This window comes from Cyclobacterium xiamenense (assembly GCF_900109255.1).
In the GTDB taxonomy this organism is placed as follows: domain Bacteria; phylum Bacteroidota; class Bacteroidia; order Cytophagales; family Cyclobacteriaceae; genus Cyclobacterium; species Cyclobacterium xiamenense.
This window is the reverse complement of the sequence record NZ_FNZH01000011.1, coordinates 80,083-95,755: the sequence shown is the minus strand read 5'-3', so window position 1 is coordinate 95,755 and position 15,673 is coordinate 80,083. Positions and strand designations below refer to the sequence as shown.

The window sequence follows — 15,673 nt, the reverse complement described above, 5'->3', positions numbered from 1 at the left end:
GCTTGCGCGTCATTCGTTTGAATTTGTTTCAAAACACTTGCGCTATTTCCGGCAAAGACCTATCTTGATGCAGTATTTGTTTCCCAACGAAATAACCTCCCATGCACAGAAGGTCCTCCCTGAAAAAAATGCTTATGGCCGCCGGATCCGGTTTACTTCTACCAGGTATGGCCGTCGGAGCTTCCCAAAAACAAGTCCTAAAAAAAGCCGCACCAGGCCCGTTTTACCTCTTTACCAAGGTCTTGCAATGGCTACCGCTGGAGGAAGTACCCCAAACGGTCAAATCCATGGGTTTTGAGGGAATCGACCTTCCCGTACGAAAGAACGGATTTTTTGACAAGGATGAACTGCAAAAGAAATTACCCCCGCTGGTAAGCGCAAGTGAAAATCTGGGCTTGAGCCGTCCCGTCCTTACCACGGATATGAACATCCATCAACTGGATGAGATGGATGAGTTCCTACGGATACTTGCGGGTGAGGGCATCCGGGATTACCGAATGGGGTACCTGTCCTTTCCGTCAACGCAAATTCGCAACGAATTGTCCCGTCTCAACGATGCCATGAAGCGGTTGGCCCTGCTTCACGAAAAACACGGGGTCACCGGACACTACCAAAACCACGCAGGAAGGAGAATCGGTGGATCGGTATGGGAAATTTACCATTTGCTGGAAGGCATAAATCCCGATCACATCGGGGTACAATTTGATCTACGGCACGCACAGGTGGAAGGCTACCAATCCTATGAAAACGTGTATCATGTAATAAAAAAACAAATCCGCAGTTTTGACCTGAAAGATTTCGTCTGGGGAAACCCGAACGGACAGGGAAACCGACCCGTAAATGTTCCCCTTGGAAAAGGAGAGGTAAACTTCAAGCTGCTCCTTGAACACGAAGGGTTTACCGGTACTTTACCCAAAATCCTGCACGTAGAATACGATTTGGGAGGGGCCGAGCACGGCAACTCCAAACCCAATATGGAAGGCACCGAAATTCTGTCGGCTATTGAAAAAGACGTCCACACCTACCGGGAATCGATGGTTGTGGCAAACTAGCTTTCTGCAAGCGCTGCTGTCAGCAACCGTTTGACCGATTCGGGGTGGGGCATTGCTAGCGCTTTTTGTTGCCCCTTTTCCGACATCTTGTTCCAGGTTTTCTGGAGGATACTTACCAGTTTGGGCTCTTCGTCCCGGTGCTTTTCGATGAAATCCTGAAAATAATACGTCAAAAAAACCAGGCATACCACGTCTTCCAATGCCTGAACCTCGCGATCCGTTTTTAGTCGCCGCTTATTCAGCAAATCCTCCACCTTTTGGATTTCTAGCTCTGAATACCCGTTGGTTTTCATGATTTTCCCAGCAAGCTCTCCGTGAAACTGCTTCAATTTGGTTCGCCACAGCAGGTAACCCTTTCGATCCATGGGGTAGTCGGTTCGGGGGATGGTCCACCGTTGGATGTGCTGGGCACGGGCCGCCAGCCGCAGGCACTCCTCCGCATCCGGATAGGTCTCCATCAACATTTCCGACATGCGGATACCGTAAATCAGTTCTTTGGCAACGGGCCTCCCGTTTACCAGTACCTGATGGGGATCCCGTCGGTTTGCTTCGTCCATATCGTTGATGGTCTTTCTAAATCGGGCTTCGCTGAATTCGCTCATGGGTTGCGCTTGTTGAAAAATTAAAGTTACAAAATTCACCCGGGATTCCCCAGACCGAGGCTGGCGGTAGGCGGATTCTTTACCAGTAATGCCACAGTTCCTGCCATGCTTAAAAAGAATAACACTCGGCAAACCGACTCCTTTGGCGGCTCCCGCTGAACCAATGAACCGATAGCAGGAGGATCCGTACCGAGAGCCAATTTGAGCTGCATGCAGCGCCCCCGGTTGGAAAAACCGTGGCTGGGATCCATCCGATCGTTTTTTGCGGGAAGGTTCCAAGCGCACGAAAAAGGAATATTTGTGGCTGTGTGGGCTACCGCTGTCCGGCAGTCCTTTGGGTAAATAAAGGCTTTTCCGTGCATGTTTAATAAATTTGTTTAATTTTGCACCAATTTAGCCAAAAGTAACGCCATCAAAAAAACCATCAAGCATGCCAAAAGACAGTAGCATCAAACATGTCCTCATCATTGGAAGCGGCCCCATCATCATCGGTCAGGCCTGTGAATTTGATTATGCCGGATCCCAGGCAGCCCGCTCACTTAGGGAAGAAGGAATCAAAGTAACTTTAATCAATTCCAATCCGGCCACCATCATGACAGACCCGGTGACAGCCGACAACGTGTATTTGTTGCCATTGGAGAAAAAATCCATCGTACAGATCTTAAAAGAGCACCCGGATATTGATTGCGTGTTGCCAACCATGGGAGGACAGACCGCACTCAATCTAGCCATCGACTGTGACAAAGCGGGTATCTGGCAGAAGTTTGGTACCAAAATGATCGGAGTAGACATTGATGCCATCGAAACCGCGGAAAACCGGGAGAAATTCAAGGCATTGATGGAAAAATTGAACGTGGACGTCTGCTTGGGGCGAACCGCAAGGTCTTTTCTCCAAGGCAAAGAAATTGCCCAGGAAATCGGTTTTCCCCTGGTGATCCGCCCTTCCTATACCCTTGGCGGAACCGGAGGCGGCTTTGTAGACGGACCGGACAATTTCGAAAAAGCCTTGAGCGCCGGCTTGCAGGCCTCCCCCACCCATGAGGTATTGATCGAGCAAAGCATCCTGGGCTGGAAAGAATACGAACTGGAAGTTTTGCGGGATAACATTGGCAATATGGTGGTCATTTGTTCCATCGAAAATTTTGACCCAATGGGGGTGCACACCGGTGATTCCATTACCGTCGCGCCAGCCATGACCCTGCCCGACACCGTGTATCAGGAAATGAGAAACAAGGCCATTCGCATGATGGAAGGCATTGGGAATTTTGCCGGTGGATGTAACGTGCAGTTTGCCGTAAGTCCGGACAATCAGACCATCATCGGAGTGGAGATCAACCCACGGGTATCCCGGTCTTCGGCACTGGCCTCAAAAGCCACCGGATACCCCATTGCAAAAGTAGCTGCCAAACTCTCCATTGGGTACAACCTGGACGAGTTGAAGAATTCCATTACCGGAAATACCTCCGCATTCTTTGAACCGGCCATTGATTACGTCATCGTAAAAATACCTCGTTGGAATTTTGATAAATTTAAAGGATCCGATCGAAAACTCGGTCTATCCATGAAAGCCGTTGGCGAGGTGATGGGCATCGGAAGAAATTTTCAGGAAGCCCTTCAAAAAGCCTGTCAATCCCTCGAAATCAAGCGAAATGGGCTTGGTGCAGATGGGAAGGAGCTCAAAAACCAGGACGAGATCTTGTACAGCCTGGCTAATCCGAGTTGGAACAGACTGTTTCACATATACGACGCCTTCAAGCTGGGAATTTCTTTCCGCACCATTCAGGACCTGACAAAGATCGACAAATGGTTTCTCAAGCAAATTGATGAACTGGTGCAGTTGGATGGCGTCTTGGGTAAAGAAACGCTGGAAACCATTAGTCCTGACCTGATGAAAAAGGCCAAGCACAAAGGCTATGCCGACCGGCAAATCGCCCACCTGCTGGGCTGTTTGGAAAGCGAGGTTTTCCAAAAACGACGGGAAGAAATGGGTATCCGCCGGGTCTTCAAGCTGGTCGATACCTGTGCTGCAGAGTTTGAAGCGCAAACACCCTATTTTTATTCCAGTTTTGGTGAAGAAAATGAGTCGCACGTTTCCGACAAGAAAAAAGTAGTAGTACTCGGTTCCGGCCCTAACCGGGTAGGGCAGGGCATCGAATTCGATTACTCCTGCGTCCATGGCGTATTGGCCGCAAAAGAATGCGGCTACGAGACCATCATGATCAATTGCAATCCCGAAACGGTATCGACGGACTTTGACATTGCCGACAAACTGTATTTTGAGCCGGTCTTTTGGGAGCACATATACGAAATCATTCTTCACGAAAATCCCATCGGCGTCATCGTGCAGCTGGGAGGCCAAACGGCTCTAAAATTGGCAGAAAAACTCGATAAATATAATATTCCCATATTGGGAACCAGCTTCCGGGCGCTGGACCTGGCAGAAGACCGCGGCCGTTTTTCGAACCTGCTGAAGGAAAACGGCGTCCCCTACCCGGAGTTTGGCACCATTCATAGCACCGACGAAGCGCTGGAACTATGCAAAACGCTCGGTTTCCCGCTGCTGGTACGGCCCTCGTATGTACTGGGCGGACAAGGTATGAAAATCGTCATCAACGAGAAGGAGCTGGAACAGCACGTGGTGAATGTATTACGAGACATTCCAAACAACGAAATCCTGCTGGACCATTTTCTGGAAGGGGCGATTGAAGCAGAGGCAGATGCCATTTGCGATGGGGAAAACGTCTACATCATTGGGATCATGCAGCACATAGAGCCCGCAGGTATCCATTCCGGAGATTCCTACGCCGTATTGCCTCCCTACAACCTGGGGGATTTGGTAGTCCGGCAAATCGAAACCTTTACTGAGAAGATTGCCCTTGCGTTAGAGACAAAGGGACTGATCAACATTCAGTTTGCCATCAAAAACGACAAGGTGTATGTGATCGAGGCCAACCCAAGGGCCTCACGAACGGTGCCGTTTATCTGCAAGGCCTACCAGGAACCCTACGTAAACTATGCAACCAAGGTGATGCTGGGTGAAAATAAGGTGACCGATTTCAACTTCTCTCCGGTAAAAAAAGGATATGCCATCAAAGAGCCGGTCTTTTCCTTCCATAAGTTCCCCAATGTTAACAAAGAACTGGGTCCGGAAATGAAATCCACCGGTGAAGCCATCTATTTCATTGATGACCTGATGGACGATTATTTCCTGAAAATCTATGCGGAGCGAAACCTGTATCTGAGCCGTTAATTTTCGCAACAGCCTTTCTTCCCGGCTTCTGGAATCGGAAGCCGGGATTTTTTTAGGACATCGGGCTAACCCTTCGATTGGCTTTTCTATAATTTTTCTTTTAATATTGAATGGTGGAAGGTGTTTTTCCGTTAATAGGGACGAGGGATTGGTCAACCAAAACCCTAATCTGACACCGCGTATCCAAAATTGATTGCCATGATATTAAAAATTATAATCTTCTTTATTGCCCTGGGATGGATTTTTTCGAGCTTGGTGCGGTATTTTCTGAATAGTAAACTGAAAAAATTCGCCGATCAGGTACAAGCTGCCCAGCGCGAAGAAACTCGAAAACGAAACAAACCCAAAGATGGCAATGTAAACGTGGACTTTGTGCCCGGTGACCAGAAAAAAGGCTCCTCGGGCACCATTTCCGGGGGGGATTATATTGATTACGAAGAAGTAAAGGACTAGTGCGGATCGGCGAATTTTGCCGGTAAAGGAACGGTGTTTCACAGACCCACAATCCGACAACTTAAGAAAAGGAAACGTTTGTACAGTCTCTGGTTGATTTTTAGTTTTTTTGGATTCATTCGATAGCTTGTAGGAAAAACGCGACGAAGGGACCCCGGCCAGAAATAAGTAGCCCCTCTATCTTCCTCCGTTGGCGCGCAGGTCATTTCTGCAATTCGCATCCAGGGTCCGAATGGTTTGTGGCACAAAAAGAAATACATTACTTGTTTCGACGGTCCAATACATCAGGCAGGTTTCCTCGTCGCAATGAAACTCCTGTTCTTCGTCTTCGTGTGGCGTTACCATCTCGGTCCCCACATTGACCAATCCCAACAGATGGCCCAATTCATGCAAGGCCACGGTTGTTTCCAATATTCCCCGGGGCGGCCTGCGGAATCCTCCGGAACTTTCCATGATTCGTTTGCCAAACAAAACCATGCTGGTATTGCGGTACGCAGCTCCAATCGTAAAAAATTCTGTTTCGTCTTGCATGAAATTTCCATCCACCACCAGCAGAAAAACGGAGACTGTGTTTCCCTCGTTGTAGCTTTGCCGGTATTGGTCTTCCAATGAGGCAATCGCCTCGGCAGAATAGAATTCCTCGCCTTCGGCAGGTATTTCTCTAAGGGTAAGTACGACACCCTCGGGCTTGAAGGTCACCTCCTCGAGGAAGCCGACCATCTCTTCCAACAAGACATCAGTGGGACGGAAGCCTTCCATGTAAGCGATCTCCAGCTCCAGTTTCGTAAATCGGTCGTCAGAAAGTAGAAAGTTAGCAGATTTGCCTACATCCCATCTAGCTGCCCCCATACCAACAAAGGGGTCCTCCCGAACCGGCTCCTCACAGCCATACAGCAACAGCCCCAGGCAGGCCAAAACATAAATACTATTCGAAATACTTCTCATGTAATCCATTTCCTTTTGGCATGCATGCCTGATACTATTCATCCGCTCGTATAGTATTCGTGTCTGCCAGACGCCGCTTCTTGCCCGGGTTCTATCATCCCGAGCGGCGGCTCGAATGCAAGTAAACCCGGGGCAAAGAACGCATCGGTACTGGACAAGACAACAGCAACTAAACGAACGACTTATCGGTTTTCGTATCCCGGGTACAACTTTCGGGAAAGGAAAGAAAAAAATCGCAGAAATGTATACTAAAATCCATTAAAGTTGGTTCTCAGTAAATAGGAAACAGATAATCCGTTTAATTTGCAGAAAAAAATGAAAAATCTAGCGATCGTGATTCTTTTGACCGGTTTGTTCCTTGGAGAGGTTAACGGACAGGTGCTGAGCATAGGCCCTAAATTTGGTGTCTCCCAGGGAGACGTGCATGTGACCGATGGATTTCAGGGAGACGACTCCAAAATGGGGTACCATCTCGGATTATTCGCCCGGATAAATTTGCCGATTATTTATTTACAGCCAGAGGTTTTGTATACCAACACGGGCGGATCCTTTTCAAACAATTCCTTTAATTACGACGTCAATTTCGACAGGCTGGACATCCCGGTCATGGTAGGTATGAAATTGGGCGGGCTTTTCAGGTTTCAGGCAGGACCGGTAGCCAGTTATGTCTTTAACAGCGATATGGTCGCCAGAAACGGGACCCGATCCAGCATTGTTCCCCCAAAAGAAGAATTTACCTTTGGCTACCAGGCAGGCGTGGGCATTGACATTGGAAACTTTCTGTTGGACCTGAAATACGAGGGAGCCCTCACCAATTCCATCAACAACTTTGCCCAGGTGCCTACCGATCAGCGACAAAATCAACTGATCGTTTCGATGGGCTTCCGCTTGTTTTGATAATAAAAACCCATTCTGCTGCCTGAAATCCAGCACTATCGGTTGGTTTCAGGCCATTTCTTTCACCTCAATTTCTTTTGTTAAGCTTTTTTTGGCCAGAAAGATCAAGGCAAAGGAAAGCACAAACAGGATCGCCGCGATAATCGACAGTACGTAAGCATCTTTCTGAAAATTCTGCCAGGCAAACAACCCGAGTGAAGTCAGGGTTACCGTAAACATAAAGAACATGGGAATGGTGACGAAGGTGGGGTTAACTTTCTTTTTGATCAACCAGACGGAAATGGTCAGTAATGCCAACGCGGCCAAAAGTTGATTAGCAGAGCCAAATATGGGCCATAGGGTAGTAAAGCCTCCGCTGCCCAGCAACAGCACCGAAAGCACCACCACAACCGTGGTGGAAACGTACCGGTTCTGCGAGATTTTTTTACCCAAGGGCTGCTCCACGTCTTCGAAGTACTCCTGTAGGGTAAACCGGGCCAACCGGGTACAGGTATCCAGCGTGGTCAGCGCAAATGCCGAAACCGTCAGTGCCACAAATCCCACCGCAAAAGACTCCGGCACCCCCATGGAAGAAATGATGGTGCCGAGACCATCGGCAAACAACGGGACCGGCCCCTCTTCTCCCAATCGGGACAAATAATCCGAACGGGTCAGCACTACTACGGCTCCCACTGAAATAATGGCCAGGAAAGACTCAATCAACATGCCCCCAAAACCCACTACTTTTGCGTCGGATTCTTTATCCAGTTGCTTGGAAGTGGTACCGGAAGCAACCAAGGAATGAAATCCACTGATCGCCCCGCAGGCAATGGTCACAAACAATACCGGAAATAAGTATCCCAGGTTCTCGTCCGTGATGTGTACATCCGTATCCATGGCGATGGTCGGATTGGCTACAAACACCCCGATAATGGCGGCCAGTATCAGCCCGTAAAGCAGAAAGCTATTCAGGTAATCCCTTGGCTGAAGCAGCATGGAAACCGGCGTAACGGAAGCGATAAAGGCATAGACCAGCAAAATGTATATCCAAACCTGATAATCCAATACAAAAGGCATCTGCATGCCCAGGTAGACAAAATAGTACATGATAGCAACCCCCAAAATGGACGCCACCAGAAACGCCGTTTTTCGTTGTCCGGTCAACTTCGTCACAAAGCCGAAGGCCACAGCCAGCCCAATAAATAAAATCGACGCCGAGGCCACGCCGGGATTACTGACGAAGGTCTTGGCTATGATGTCTGCAAACACGGCGATAATAAGGATTAGGGTGGAAAAACTAAATAGGATAAACAGCCGCTTCCCCTTTTTGCCAATCGTGTTCTGTATGATCACCCCGATAGACTTTCCGTCATTTCGGAGAGAAGCCACCATGCTGCCCAAGTCGTGAACGGCTCCAAAAAATATCCCTCCAATCAGTATCCAGATCACGGCAGGCACCCATCCAAAGGTAATGGCGATGATGGGTCCAACGATGGGTCCGGCACCTGCTATGGAGGCAAAGTGATGCCCCAATACCACAATGGGCTTACTGGGAACGTAATCCACACCGTCACTCAGGCGATGAGAAGGCGTCAGGTTGTTGTTGTTGATGTTGAATTTCTTAAATACATATTTCCCATAAATAAAATAGGCGCCGGTCAGAATTACGGCAGAAAAAACAAAGAGGTGGGTGAGTTGCATGGTCTGTGTTACGGTTTGTGTCTTAAAGATAATCAGAAAATTGATTTCGTCAGAAATAAACCCTAATTTAATCAATTAATCAGTTTTTCATGCCGCTACGAAGTTTTGCAGACGAAAACGCTGTACAATTTTGCGTTTCTAGCCCATTTACCCCTTTCAATTACACCCATGGATAGAGAGACCCTTGTTTTTATTGGTATTGTTTTGGGAATTCTGGTGATTAGCCATGCCTTCCTTTTACTGGTTTTCCCCAAACTGGCACGATTGGCCTACAAGCCCACCTCGGAAAGGGGCAAACGATCCATGCGGAAGTTTTCCAATGCCTTGAAGTGGGGGTTGTTTTTTGCCTTGTTCCCCCTTATAGAACCCTATATTTCACCTCCAAACCTGATTGAATTGGGTAAGCATCCTTTTTTCGTGGTTTTGGCAATCGTAACCCTGACCTGGATCCTTATTGAATTTTCCAATGTGTTGCGGCATGCCTTTTTGGACAACTTTACCTCCGATAAGGAAGACAACCTTCGGGAACGTCGCGTTCTCACTCAGGTGGCTTTTATTCGAAAGCTATTCATCATCGTGGTCGTCATTGTTGCGTTATCAGCCATCTTGATGAATTTTGAATCTGCCCGCAAGTTGGGAGCAGGCTTGCTGACTTCGGCGGGTATCCTGGGTATCATCGTCGGATTCGCTGCGCAGAAATCCATTGCCAACCTATTGGCTGGCTTTCAGATAGCTTTTACCCAACCCATACGCATTGATGACGTGGTGGTGGTGGAAGGGGAATGGGGAAAAATCGAAGAAATAAACCTTACCTACGTGGTGGTCAAAATTTGGGATCAGCGGCGCTTGGTCCTGCCGATAAATTACTTTCTGGAAACGCCTTTCCAGAACTGGACCCGAACCACTGCCGCTATCTGGGGAACCGTCTTTATTTACCTGGACCACACCATCCCTGTCGAAAATCTAAAAATTAAACTGAAAGAAATTCTCGAGGAAAGCACGCTTTGGGACAGGAAGGTTCAAGTGCTGCAGGTAACTGATTTTACAGAAAAGACCGTAGAAATCCGCTGTCTTATGAGTGCCCGCGACAGCCCTAGTGCCTTTGATCTCAGGTGTTTGGTGCGGGAAAAAATGCTGACCTACCTACAGGAAAATTACCCGGACGCGCTCCCGAAAAGCCGGGTGATCATGCAAAAGGGTGCTGAAGGAGGGAGCCCTTGATCATTGTTTAATTTTGGAGAATACAGATTTCGGTTTTATTTAATGGATAATACGCATAAATTTGTAATCCCAAATGCATTTGGGCTAATTTAAACAAAACTTTATGGCTTGGTTTAAAAGGAAAGATGCGGGAATCAAAACCTCTACCGAGGAAAAAAAAGATACCCCCGATGGGTTGTGGTACAAGACTCCGAAAGGGAATATCATCCACACCCGTGAATTAAAAAACAACTCCTACGTTTGCCCGGATGATGATTACCACGTAAAAATCGGCTCCAAAGAGTACTTTGAAATTCTGTTCGATGACAATCAGTTTAAAGAACTGGACAAAGACATGACCTCCGGAGACCCGCTTTCGTTTACAGACAGCAAGTCGTATACCTCCCGAATCAAGGACTCCATTGCCAAAACCAACCTGAAAGATGCCGCGCGAACCGGTGTTGGGAAACTAAATGGATTGGACCTGGTCATTACCTGCATGGATTTTAACTTCATCGGTGGGTCCATGGGCTCGGTAGTAGGTGAAAAAATCGCCCGTGCGATCGACTACGCCCTGAAGCACAAGGTCCCCTTTTTGATGATCTCAAAATCCGGAGGAGCCCGGATGATGGAAGCCGGCTTTAGTCTCATGCAAATGGCAAAAACGTCCGCTAAATTGGCCTTGCTGGACGATGCAGGAATCCCGTACATCTCGCTGATGACCGACCCTACTACCGGTGGAGTGACTGCATCGTATGCCATGCTGGGCGATTTTAATATCGCCGAACCGGGAGCCTTGATTGGATTTGCCGGCCCACGAGTTATACGAGAAACGATCGGAAAGGACCTGCCCAGAGGATTTCAGAGTTCGGAGTTTGTTTTGGAACATGGTTTTCTGGATTTTATCATCGATAGGCGTCAGTTGAAAAACAGAATTTACACTTTGCTAAACTTACTGCGCAGTTAACAAGTTAACCCTGGTAAAAGATAGGATGAAATTATCCTGATATTGCACTGGTTTTGTTGAAATATAAATATATTTGTACCATTCGAAAGCCAGTTAAAACGTACTGATAAAGATAAAAATTGATTAGATGAGTTCAGTAATCATTACCTCGATTGTAGCATTTACAATTATCATTTTGCTACTGGTGTTTGTTCTTCTGTTTGCCCAATCCAAGTTGGTGGCTTCGGGTGATGTGAAAATCATAATAAATGGAGACGAGAAGAATCCATTGATCGCTTCCGCCGGATCCACGCTGCTGTCAACACTGGGAAACAAAAAAATCTTTCTCCCATCCGCTTGTGGCGGAGGAGGTACCTGTGCCATGTGCAAATGCACCATTGAAGATGGAGGTGGAGAGGTGCTACCCACCGAAGAGGGACACCTTAGCCGGGCCGAAAAACAAAGCAATGTCCGGCTTTCTTGCCAGGTGAAGGTAAAAAATGACATGCGCATCCGCATACCGGAAGAAATATTCGGGATCAAAAAATGGGAATGCGAAGTTGTTTCCAACTACAATGTGTCCACATTCATCAAAGAATTTAAAGTAAAGTTGCCCGAAGGTGAAACCCTCGATTTCGAACCAGGAGGGTACATACAGATCGATGTGCCCCCAATTACTGTTGGTTTCAAGGACATGGATATCACTCCGCATCCGGAGCTCGGACACCCTCAGGATGTCTATAAGAGCGATTGGGACAAATTTGGTCTTTGGGACCTGGTCATGAAAAACGACGAGGAAATCTTCCGTGCTTACTCCATGGCAAACCATCCCGCTGAGGGCAATATCGTCATGCTGACCATTCGTATTGCCACCCCGCCATGGGATCGGGCAAATAATAAGTGGATGGACGTAAATCCAGGCATTTGTTCTTCCTATGTGTTTTCCCGAAAGCCAGGCGATAAGGTAACCATATCCGGTCCTTATGGGGAATTCCATATCAATCCTACCCAGCGAGAAATGATTTACATCGGTGGAGGAGCGGGCATGGCCCCCCTGCGTTCGCACCTGTTCCACCTATTCCACACGGAGAAAACCAGCCGAAAGGTAACGTATTGGTACGGCGGACGATCTAAAAAGGAACTCTTTTACACCCCCCATTTCCGGGACATTGAGAAAGATTTTCCAAATTTCAATTTCCACATTGGCTTGTCTGAGCCCCTGCCGGAAGACAATTGGAAAGTAAAAAAATCCCTTGACGACAAAGAGGGAGACGGTTTTGTAGGTTTCATCCATCAGGTTCTTTACGACAATTACCTGAAGAATATTGACGAGCCGGACGAGATCGAATACTATCTCTGCGGTCCTCCGCTGATGAATTCGGCGGTTTTGAAAATGCTCGATGACATGGGCGTACCGAAAGAAAACATCCGATTTGATGATTTTGGAGGCTAAGTCCCCGGGAGTCCCGTTCGATTGACGGGACTTTTTTTTTGCATGTATTTTCGATACATTTGTGAATAAATTTTACCGATTATTCATGGATCTTCAGGCATTTTTCGAGCCCGTACCGGCAGACATTTTGCAAACCGAGTTCGGGCACAATGCTTTTTTCTACCACATTCACTGCCATGGCGAAACGTTTCCCGATCTTCAGGGGATACACCTTGCCCTCATTGGGGTAGAAGAATACCGGGGTGCGGAAGATCCGCTTTTGAGCAATTCCCCGGGAAGCAGCCAAAGCATACGAAAAAAGCTTTACCCATTAAAAAAAGGCCAAAACAATTACAGCATAGCTGATTTGGGAAACCTGAAAATCGGGACGAGCCGGGAAGAAACCCTTGCATTGCTCAGCCGCGTCGGTGAGTTTCTGTTACGCGCGCAAATATTACCCATTTACATCGGTGGCAGCCATGACCTGGACCTGGGACAGTACAAAGGGTACCAGCACATGAAAAAGCTGGTGAGCCTGCTTACAGTGGATGCCAAAATGGATATGGAAGACAAGGGAAAACCGCAGGACCGACATTCGCAGGGCATCATTTTGCACGAGCCCAATTACATGTTCAATTATTGTCACCTTGCCTACCAAAGCTTTCTGACCGATCCCGAATTGGTAACCACGCTCGAAAAACTGTATTTCGATCACGTCCGACTGGGACAATTGAGAGATAGCTTTAAGGAAACCGAGCCATTGATACGGAATGCTGACCTCATGAGTTTTGACCTGTGCGCGATCCATTCCTCGGATGCGCCCGGCGCCATCGAAGGGCAGCCATTCGGACTAAGTGCCGAGGAAGCTTGCCAAATTTGCTGGTTTGCAGGAATGAATGAAAAACTAAGCTCCATAGGCATCTATGGATACCATGCCTTGCTGGATGATTCACGACTTAAAACAGCCTCCGTCATCGCAACCATGATTTGGTATTTTATCGAGGGCTTCTATCAACGAAAAGACAGTTTGTCGTTTCGAAGCAGCGATTACATCAAATACACGGTTTCTCTGGACTCCAAGCCCTCCATTTTGCATTTTTATAAAAGCAAATTGAGCGGTAAATGGTGGATGGAGATTCCAAAAAATAAAAACGAAAAATTCAAACGAGACACCATCATCCCCTGCAGCTACCAGGACTACCAAACGGCTCAAAAAGGGGAAATCCCCGAACGATGGGTGAATTCCCAGTTGAAACTCTACTAAATAATGGTCCAAATACAAGGGCCTGGGGTATATTTACAGGAAAGAAAACGCATGCTAACCATTTCAAAAAACGAACTTGCCCTGCGTAACGGGCAAGACCGGCCGGATATTTGGATTGCTTTCGAGGGTAAAATCTACGATCTGGGCAAGTCCCGGCTTTGGAAAAACGGCCGCCATTACGAACACTGGGCCGGGCAAGACCTGACCGAAGAATTGAAAAAAGCCCCTCACACCGCAAAGGTATTTGACAAATTTAAACCAATAGGCTACTTAAAGTAAATGATTCTTATCGCAGACAGTGGTTCCAGTAAGACCGATTGGCGGGGAATCCAAACAGATGGTACCGTCTCTCAATTCCGTACCGTGGGATTCAACCCCTATTATCAGTCCAAACAGGACATGATCGCGGGGTTGAACGTGCCTCCGCTACTGGCCGTAAAACAGCAAGTCCGGGAGGTACACTTCTATGGTGCTGGCTGTACCTCAGAAAGCAATCAGGAATCGGTAAGGCAAGCCATCAATAGTTTGTACCCGGAAGCGCAGGTCTTTGTAGACCATGACTTGCTCGCCTCTGCCAGGGCCACCTGCGGCCACGAAGCCGGTATCGCATGCATTCTGGGCACCGGTTCCAATAGCGGAGACTATGACGGTGAAACCATCACCCAAAGTCGGCCCTCTCCCGGCTATCTGCTCGGAGACGAAGGAGGAGGTTCCTATATCGGCAGGCAGTTCTTGCAGGATTTCATTTACGACGATATGCCTGCCGCTATCCGGAAACAGGTACTCGATATTTACAACCTGTCCATTTTTGACATTCAGGACAATGTGTACAAAAAACCATTCCCAAATCGCTACATGGCAGGTTTTTGCACGTTTATCACCCAACACAAATCCGACCCTTATTGCTACCAGCTCCTGTACAAGGGCTTTAAAGACTTTTTTCACCGGCACGTGATGCGTTACGAACAGTACCAGAAAAAGCCCGTAAATTTTGTGGGATCAATCGCTTTTTTCAACCACGACGTGCTTAGAAAAGTCGGCGAAGACCTGAACATTCAGATAAAAACCGTTATCGAAACACCGATTGCAGGATTGACACTATATCATCAGAAAAAAATATGAGTAGTACCGAGAGTCCCTCTTTTTACGATCACCTGGAAAACATGTCCGTCAGGGAATTGCTGACGAACATGAACAAGGAAGATCAGACCGTTCCGCTGGCGATCTTAAAAGCGCTGCCTCAATTGGAAGCCCTGATTGAGGCCGTTGTGCCACGAATGGAACAGGGCGGTAGACTGTTTTACATAGGCGCCGGTACAAGCGGTCGATTGGGAATATTGGATGCGTCCGAGTGCCCGCCAACGTATGGAGTACCGCACGATCTGGTCATTGGCATAATCGCCGGAGGCGACCTGGCCATCCGAAAGGCTGTAGAAAATGCCGAAGACGATTCCGGGCAGGCCTGGAAAGATATTCAGCAATACGGATTTCATCCCCAGGATACCGTCATCGGCATTGCTGCCTCCGGTACTACTCCCTATGTCATCGGTGGCGTACAGGAAGCCGGGAACTCCGGACTGCTTACCGGATGCATTACCTGCAACCAGGGAAGCCCCCTGGCACAAGCGGTATCCCTGCCCGTAGAAGTGGTGGTAGGTCCGGAATTCGTCACGGGAAGCACCCGCATGAAATCAGGAACGGCACAGAAACTGGCGCTGAATATGATCTCTACCAGCATCATGATCAAACTGGGAAAGGTAAAAGGAAACAAAATGGTGGACATGCAGCTCTCCAATAAAAAACTGGTCCAACGCGGAACGCGCATGATCATGGAAGCTACCGGCCTGGAAGAGCAAAAAGCAGGCGAAATGCTGGCGCAATACGGATCGGTAAGAAATGCGGTCGCTGCTTTTGAAAAAACGAAAAACGACTGAACCGGGCTGTGACATGCA

The 15,673-nt window shown here is 47.9% G+C and carries 14 protein-coding genes; 11 read left to right on the top strand and 3 right to left on the bottom strand.

Annotation, left to right across the window (positions count from 1 at the left end):
- The first annotated feature begins 101 nt into the window (after positions 1–101).
- The gene (locus BMW71_RS21450; protein WP_092178589.1) at positions 102–1,052 is read left to right on the top strand and encodes a sugar phosphate isomerase/epimerase family protein; all 951 of its coding nucleotides are present in this window, start codon (positions 102–104) and stop codon (positions 1,050–1,052) included.
- On the opposite strand, the gene BMW71_RS21445 is transcribed toward BMW71_RS21450, so the two are convergent.
- Positions 1,049–1,654, bottom strand: coding sequence for a DUF4202 domain-containing protein (locus BMW71_RS21445; protein WP_092178587.1), 606 nt, complete (start codon positions 1,652–1,654; stop codon positions 1,049–1,051). The genes BMW71_RS21450 and BMW71_RS21445 overlap by 4 nt on opposite strands.
- A gap of 430 nt (positions 1,655–2,084) precedes the next feature.
- Between BMW71_RS21445 and carB the strand changes: the two genes are divergently transcribed.
- Positions 2,085–4,904: a carbamoyl-phosphate synthase large subunit gene (gene carB, locus BMW71_RS21435; RefSeq protein WP_092178583.1), complete on the top strand. Its 2,820-nt coding sequence runs from the start codon at positions 2,085–2,087 to the stop codon at positions 4,902–4,904.
- A gap of 198 nt (positions 4,905–5,102) precedes the next feature.
- A complete protein-coding gene (locus BMW71_RS21430; RefSeq protein ID WP_092178581.1) occupies positions 5,103–5,357 on the top strand; it encodes a DUF4834 domain-containing protein in 255 nt (84 codons plus the stop codon).
- 177 nt (positions 5,358–5,534) lie between these two features.
- Here BMW71_RS21430 and BMW71_RS21425 read toward each other — a convergent pair whose 3' ends face one another.
- Positions 5,535–6,302, bottom strand: coding sequence for a hypothetical protein (locus BMW71_RS21425; protein WP_143057725.1), 768 nt, complete (start codon positions 6,300–6,302; stop codon positions 5,535–5,537).
- Positions 6,303–6,617: 315 nt separating this feature from the next.
- Here BMW71_RS21425 and BMW71_RS21420 point away from each other — a divergent pair, with 315 nt between their 5' ends.
- Positions 6,618–7,199, top strand: a complete 582-nt coding sequence (locus BMW71_RS21420; RefSeq protein ID WP_092178577.1) for a porin family protein — start codon at positions 6,618–6,620, stop codon at positions 7,197–7,199.
- Positions 7,200–7,247: 48 nt separating this feature from the next.
- On the opposite strand, the gene BMW71_RS21415 is transcribed toward BMW71_RS21420, so the two are convergent.
- A complete protein-coding gene (locus BMW71_RS21415) occupies positions 7,248–8,879 on the bottom strand; it encodes a carbon starvation CstA family protein (RefSeq protein WP_092178627.1) in 1,632 nt (543 codons plus the stop codon).
- Between the two features lie 168 nt (positions 8,880–9,047).
- Between BMW71_RS21415 and BMW71_RS21410 the strand changes: the two genes are divergently transcribed.
- The 7 genes from BMW71_RS21410 (at position 9,048) to murQ (ending at position 15,655) form a co-directional block, all read left to right on the top strand.
- A complete protein-coding gene (locus BMW71_RS21410; protein WP_092178575.1) occupies positions 9,048–10,100 on the top strand; it encodes a mechanosensitive ion channel family protein in 1,053 nt (350 codons plus the stop codon).
- 103 nt (positions 10,101–10,203) lie between these two features.
- Positions 10,204–11,046, top strand: coding sequence for an acetyl-CoA carboxylase, carboxyltransferase subunit beta (gene accD / locus BMW71_RS21405; RefSeq protein WP_092178574.1), 843 nt, complete (start codon positions 10,204–10,206; stop codon positions 11,044–11,046).
- A gap of 127 nt (positions 11,047–11,173) precedes the next feature.
- Positions 11,174–12,478, top strand: coding sequence for an NADH:ubiquinone reductase (Na(+)-transporting) subunit F (nqrF, locus tag BMW71_RS21400; protein ID WP_092178572.1), 1,305 nt, complete (start codon positions 11,174–11,176; stop codon positions 12,476–12,478).
- A gap of 85 nt (positions 12,479–12,563) precedes the next feature.
- Complete coding sequence (locus BMW71_RS21395; protein ID WP_092178570.1) at positions 12,564–13,721, top strand: formimidoylglutamase; 1,158 nt, start codon at positions 12,564–12,566, stop codon at positions 13,719–13,721.
- Between the two features lie 51 nt (positions 13,722–13,772).
- Complete coding sequence (locus tag BMW71_RS21390; protein WP_092178568.1) at positions 13,773–14,000, top strand: cytochrome b5 domain-containing protein; 228 nt, start codon at positions 13,773–13,775, stop codon at positions 13,998–14,000.
- Positions 14,001–14,843, top strand: a complete 843-nt coding sequence (locus tag BMW71_RS21385) for an N-acetylglucosamine kinase (RefSeq protein WP_092178566.1) — start codon at positions 14,001–14,003, stop codon at positions 14,841–14,843.
- Positions 14,840–15,655: an N-acetylmuramic acid 6-phosphate etherase gene (gene murQ, locus BMW71_RS21380; RefSeq protein ID WP_092178564.1), complete on the top strand. Its 816-nt coding sequence runs from the start codon at positions 14,840–14,842 to the stop codon at positions 15,653–15,655. The genes BMW71_RS21385 and murQ overlap by 4 nt, the downstream gene beginning before the upstream one ends.
- The last annotated feature ends 18 nt before the right edge of the window (positions 15,656–15,673 follow it).

Excerpts from the sequence above, each read along its gene's own strand:
- BMW71_RS21390 (WP_092178568.1), top strand. The coding sequence starts at position 13,773 with ATGCTAACCATTTCAAAAAACGAACTTGCCCTGCGTAACGGGCAAGAC.
- nqrF (WP_092178572.1), top strand. The coding sequence starts at position 11,174 with ATGAGTTCAGTAATCATTACCTCGATTGTAGCATTTACAATTATCATT.
- BMW71_RS21420 (WP_092178577.1), top strand. The coding sequence starts at position 6,618 with ATGAAAAATCTAGCGATCGTGATTCTTTTGACCGGTTTGTTCCTTGGA.
- carB (WP_092178583.1), top strand. The coding sequence starts at position 2,085 with ATGCCAAAAGACAGTAGCATCAAACATGTCCTCATCATTGGAAGCGGC.
- BMW71_RS21385 (WP_092178566.1), top strand. The coding sequence starts at position 14,001 with ATGATTCTTATCGCAGACAGTGGTTCCAGTAAGACCGATTGGCGGGGA.
- accD (WP_092178574.1), top strand. The coding sequence starts at position 10,204 with ATGGCTTGGTTTAAAAGGAAAGATGCGGGAATCAAAACCTCTACCGAG.
- murQ (WP_092178564.1), top strand. The coding sequence starts at position 14,840 with ATGAGTAGTACCGAGAGTCCCTCTTTTTACGATCACCTGGAAAACATG.
- BMW71_RS21410 (WP_092178575.1), top strand. The coding sequence starts at position 9,048 with ATGGATAGAGAGACCCTTGTTTTTATTGGTATTGTTTTGGGAATTCTG.
- BMW71_RS21445 (WP_092178587.1), bottom strand. The coding sequence starts at position 1,654 with ATGAGCGAATTCAGCGAAGCCCGATTTAGAAAGACCATCAACGATATG.
- BMW71_RS21415 (WP_092178627.1), bottom strand. The coding sequence starts at position 8,879 with ATGCAACTCACCCACCTCTTTGTTTTTTCTGCCGTAATTCTGACCGGC.
- BMW71_RS21425 (WP_143057725.1), bottom strand. The coding sequence starts at position 6,302 with ATGAGAAGTATTTCGAATAGTATTTATGTTTTGGCCTGCCTGGGGCTG.
- BMW71_RS21395 (WP_092178570.1), top strand. The coding sequence starts at position 12,564 with ATGGATCTTCAGGCATTTTTCGAGCCCGTACCGGCAGACATTTTGCAA.
- BMW71_RS21450 (WP_092178589.1), top strand. The coding sequence starts at position 102 with ATGCACAGAAGGTCCTCCCTGAAAAAAATGCTTATGGCCGCCGGATCC.
- BMW71_RS21430 (WP_092178581.1), top strand. The coding sequence starts at position 5,103 with ATGATATTAAAAATTATAATCTTCTTTATTGCCCTGGGATGGATTTTT.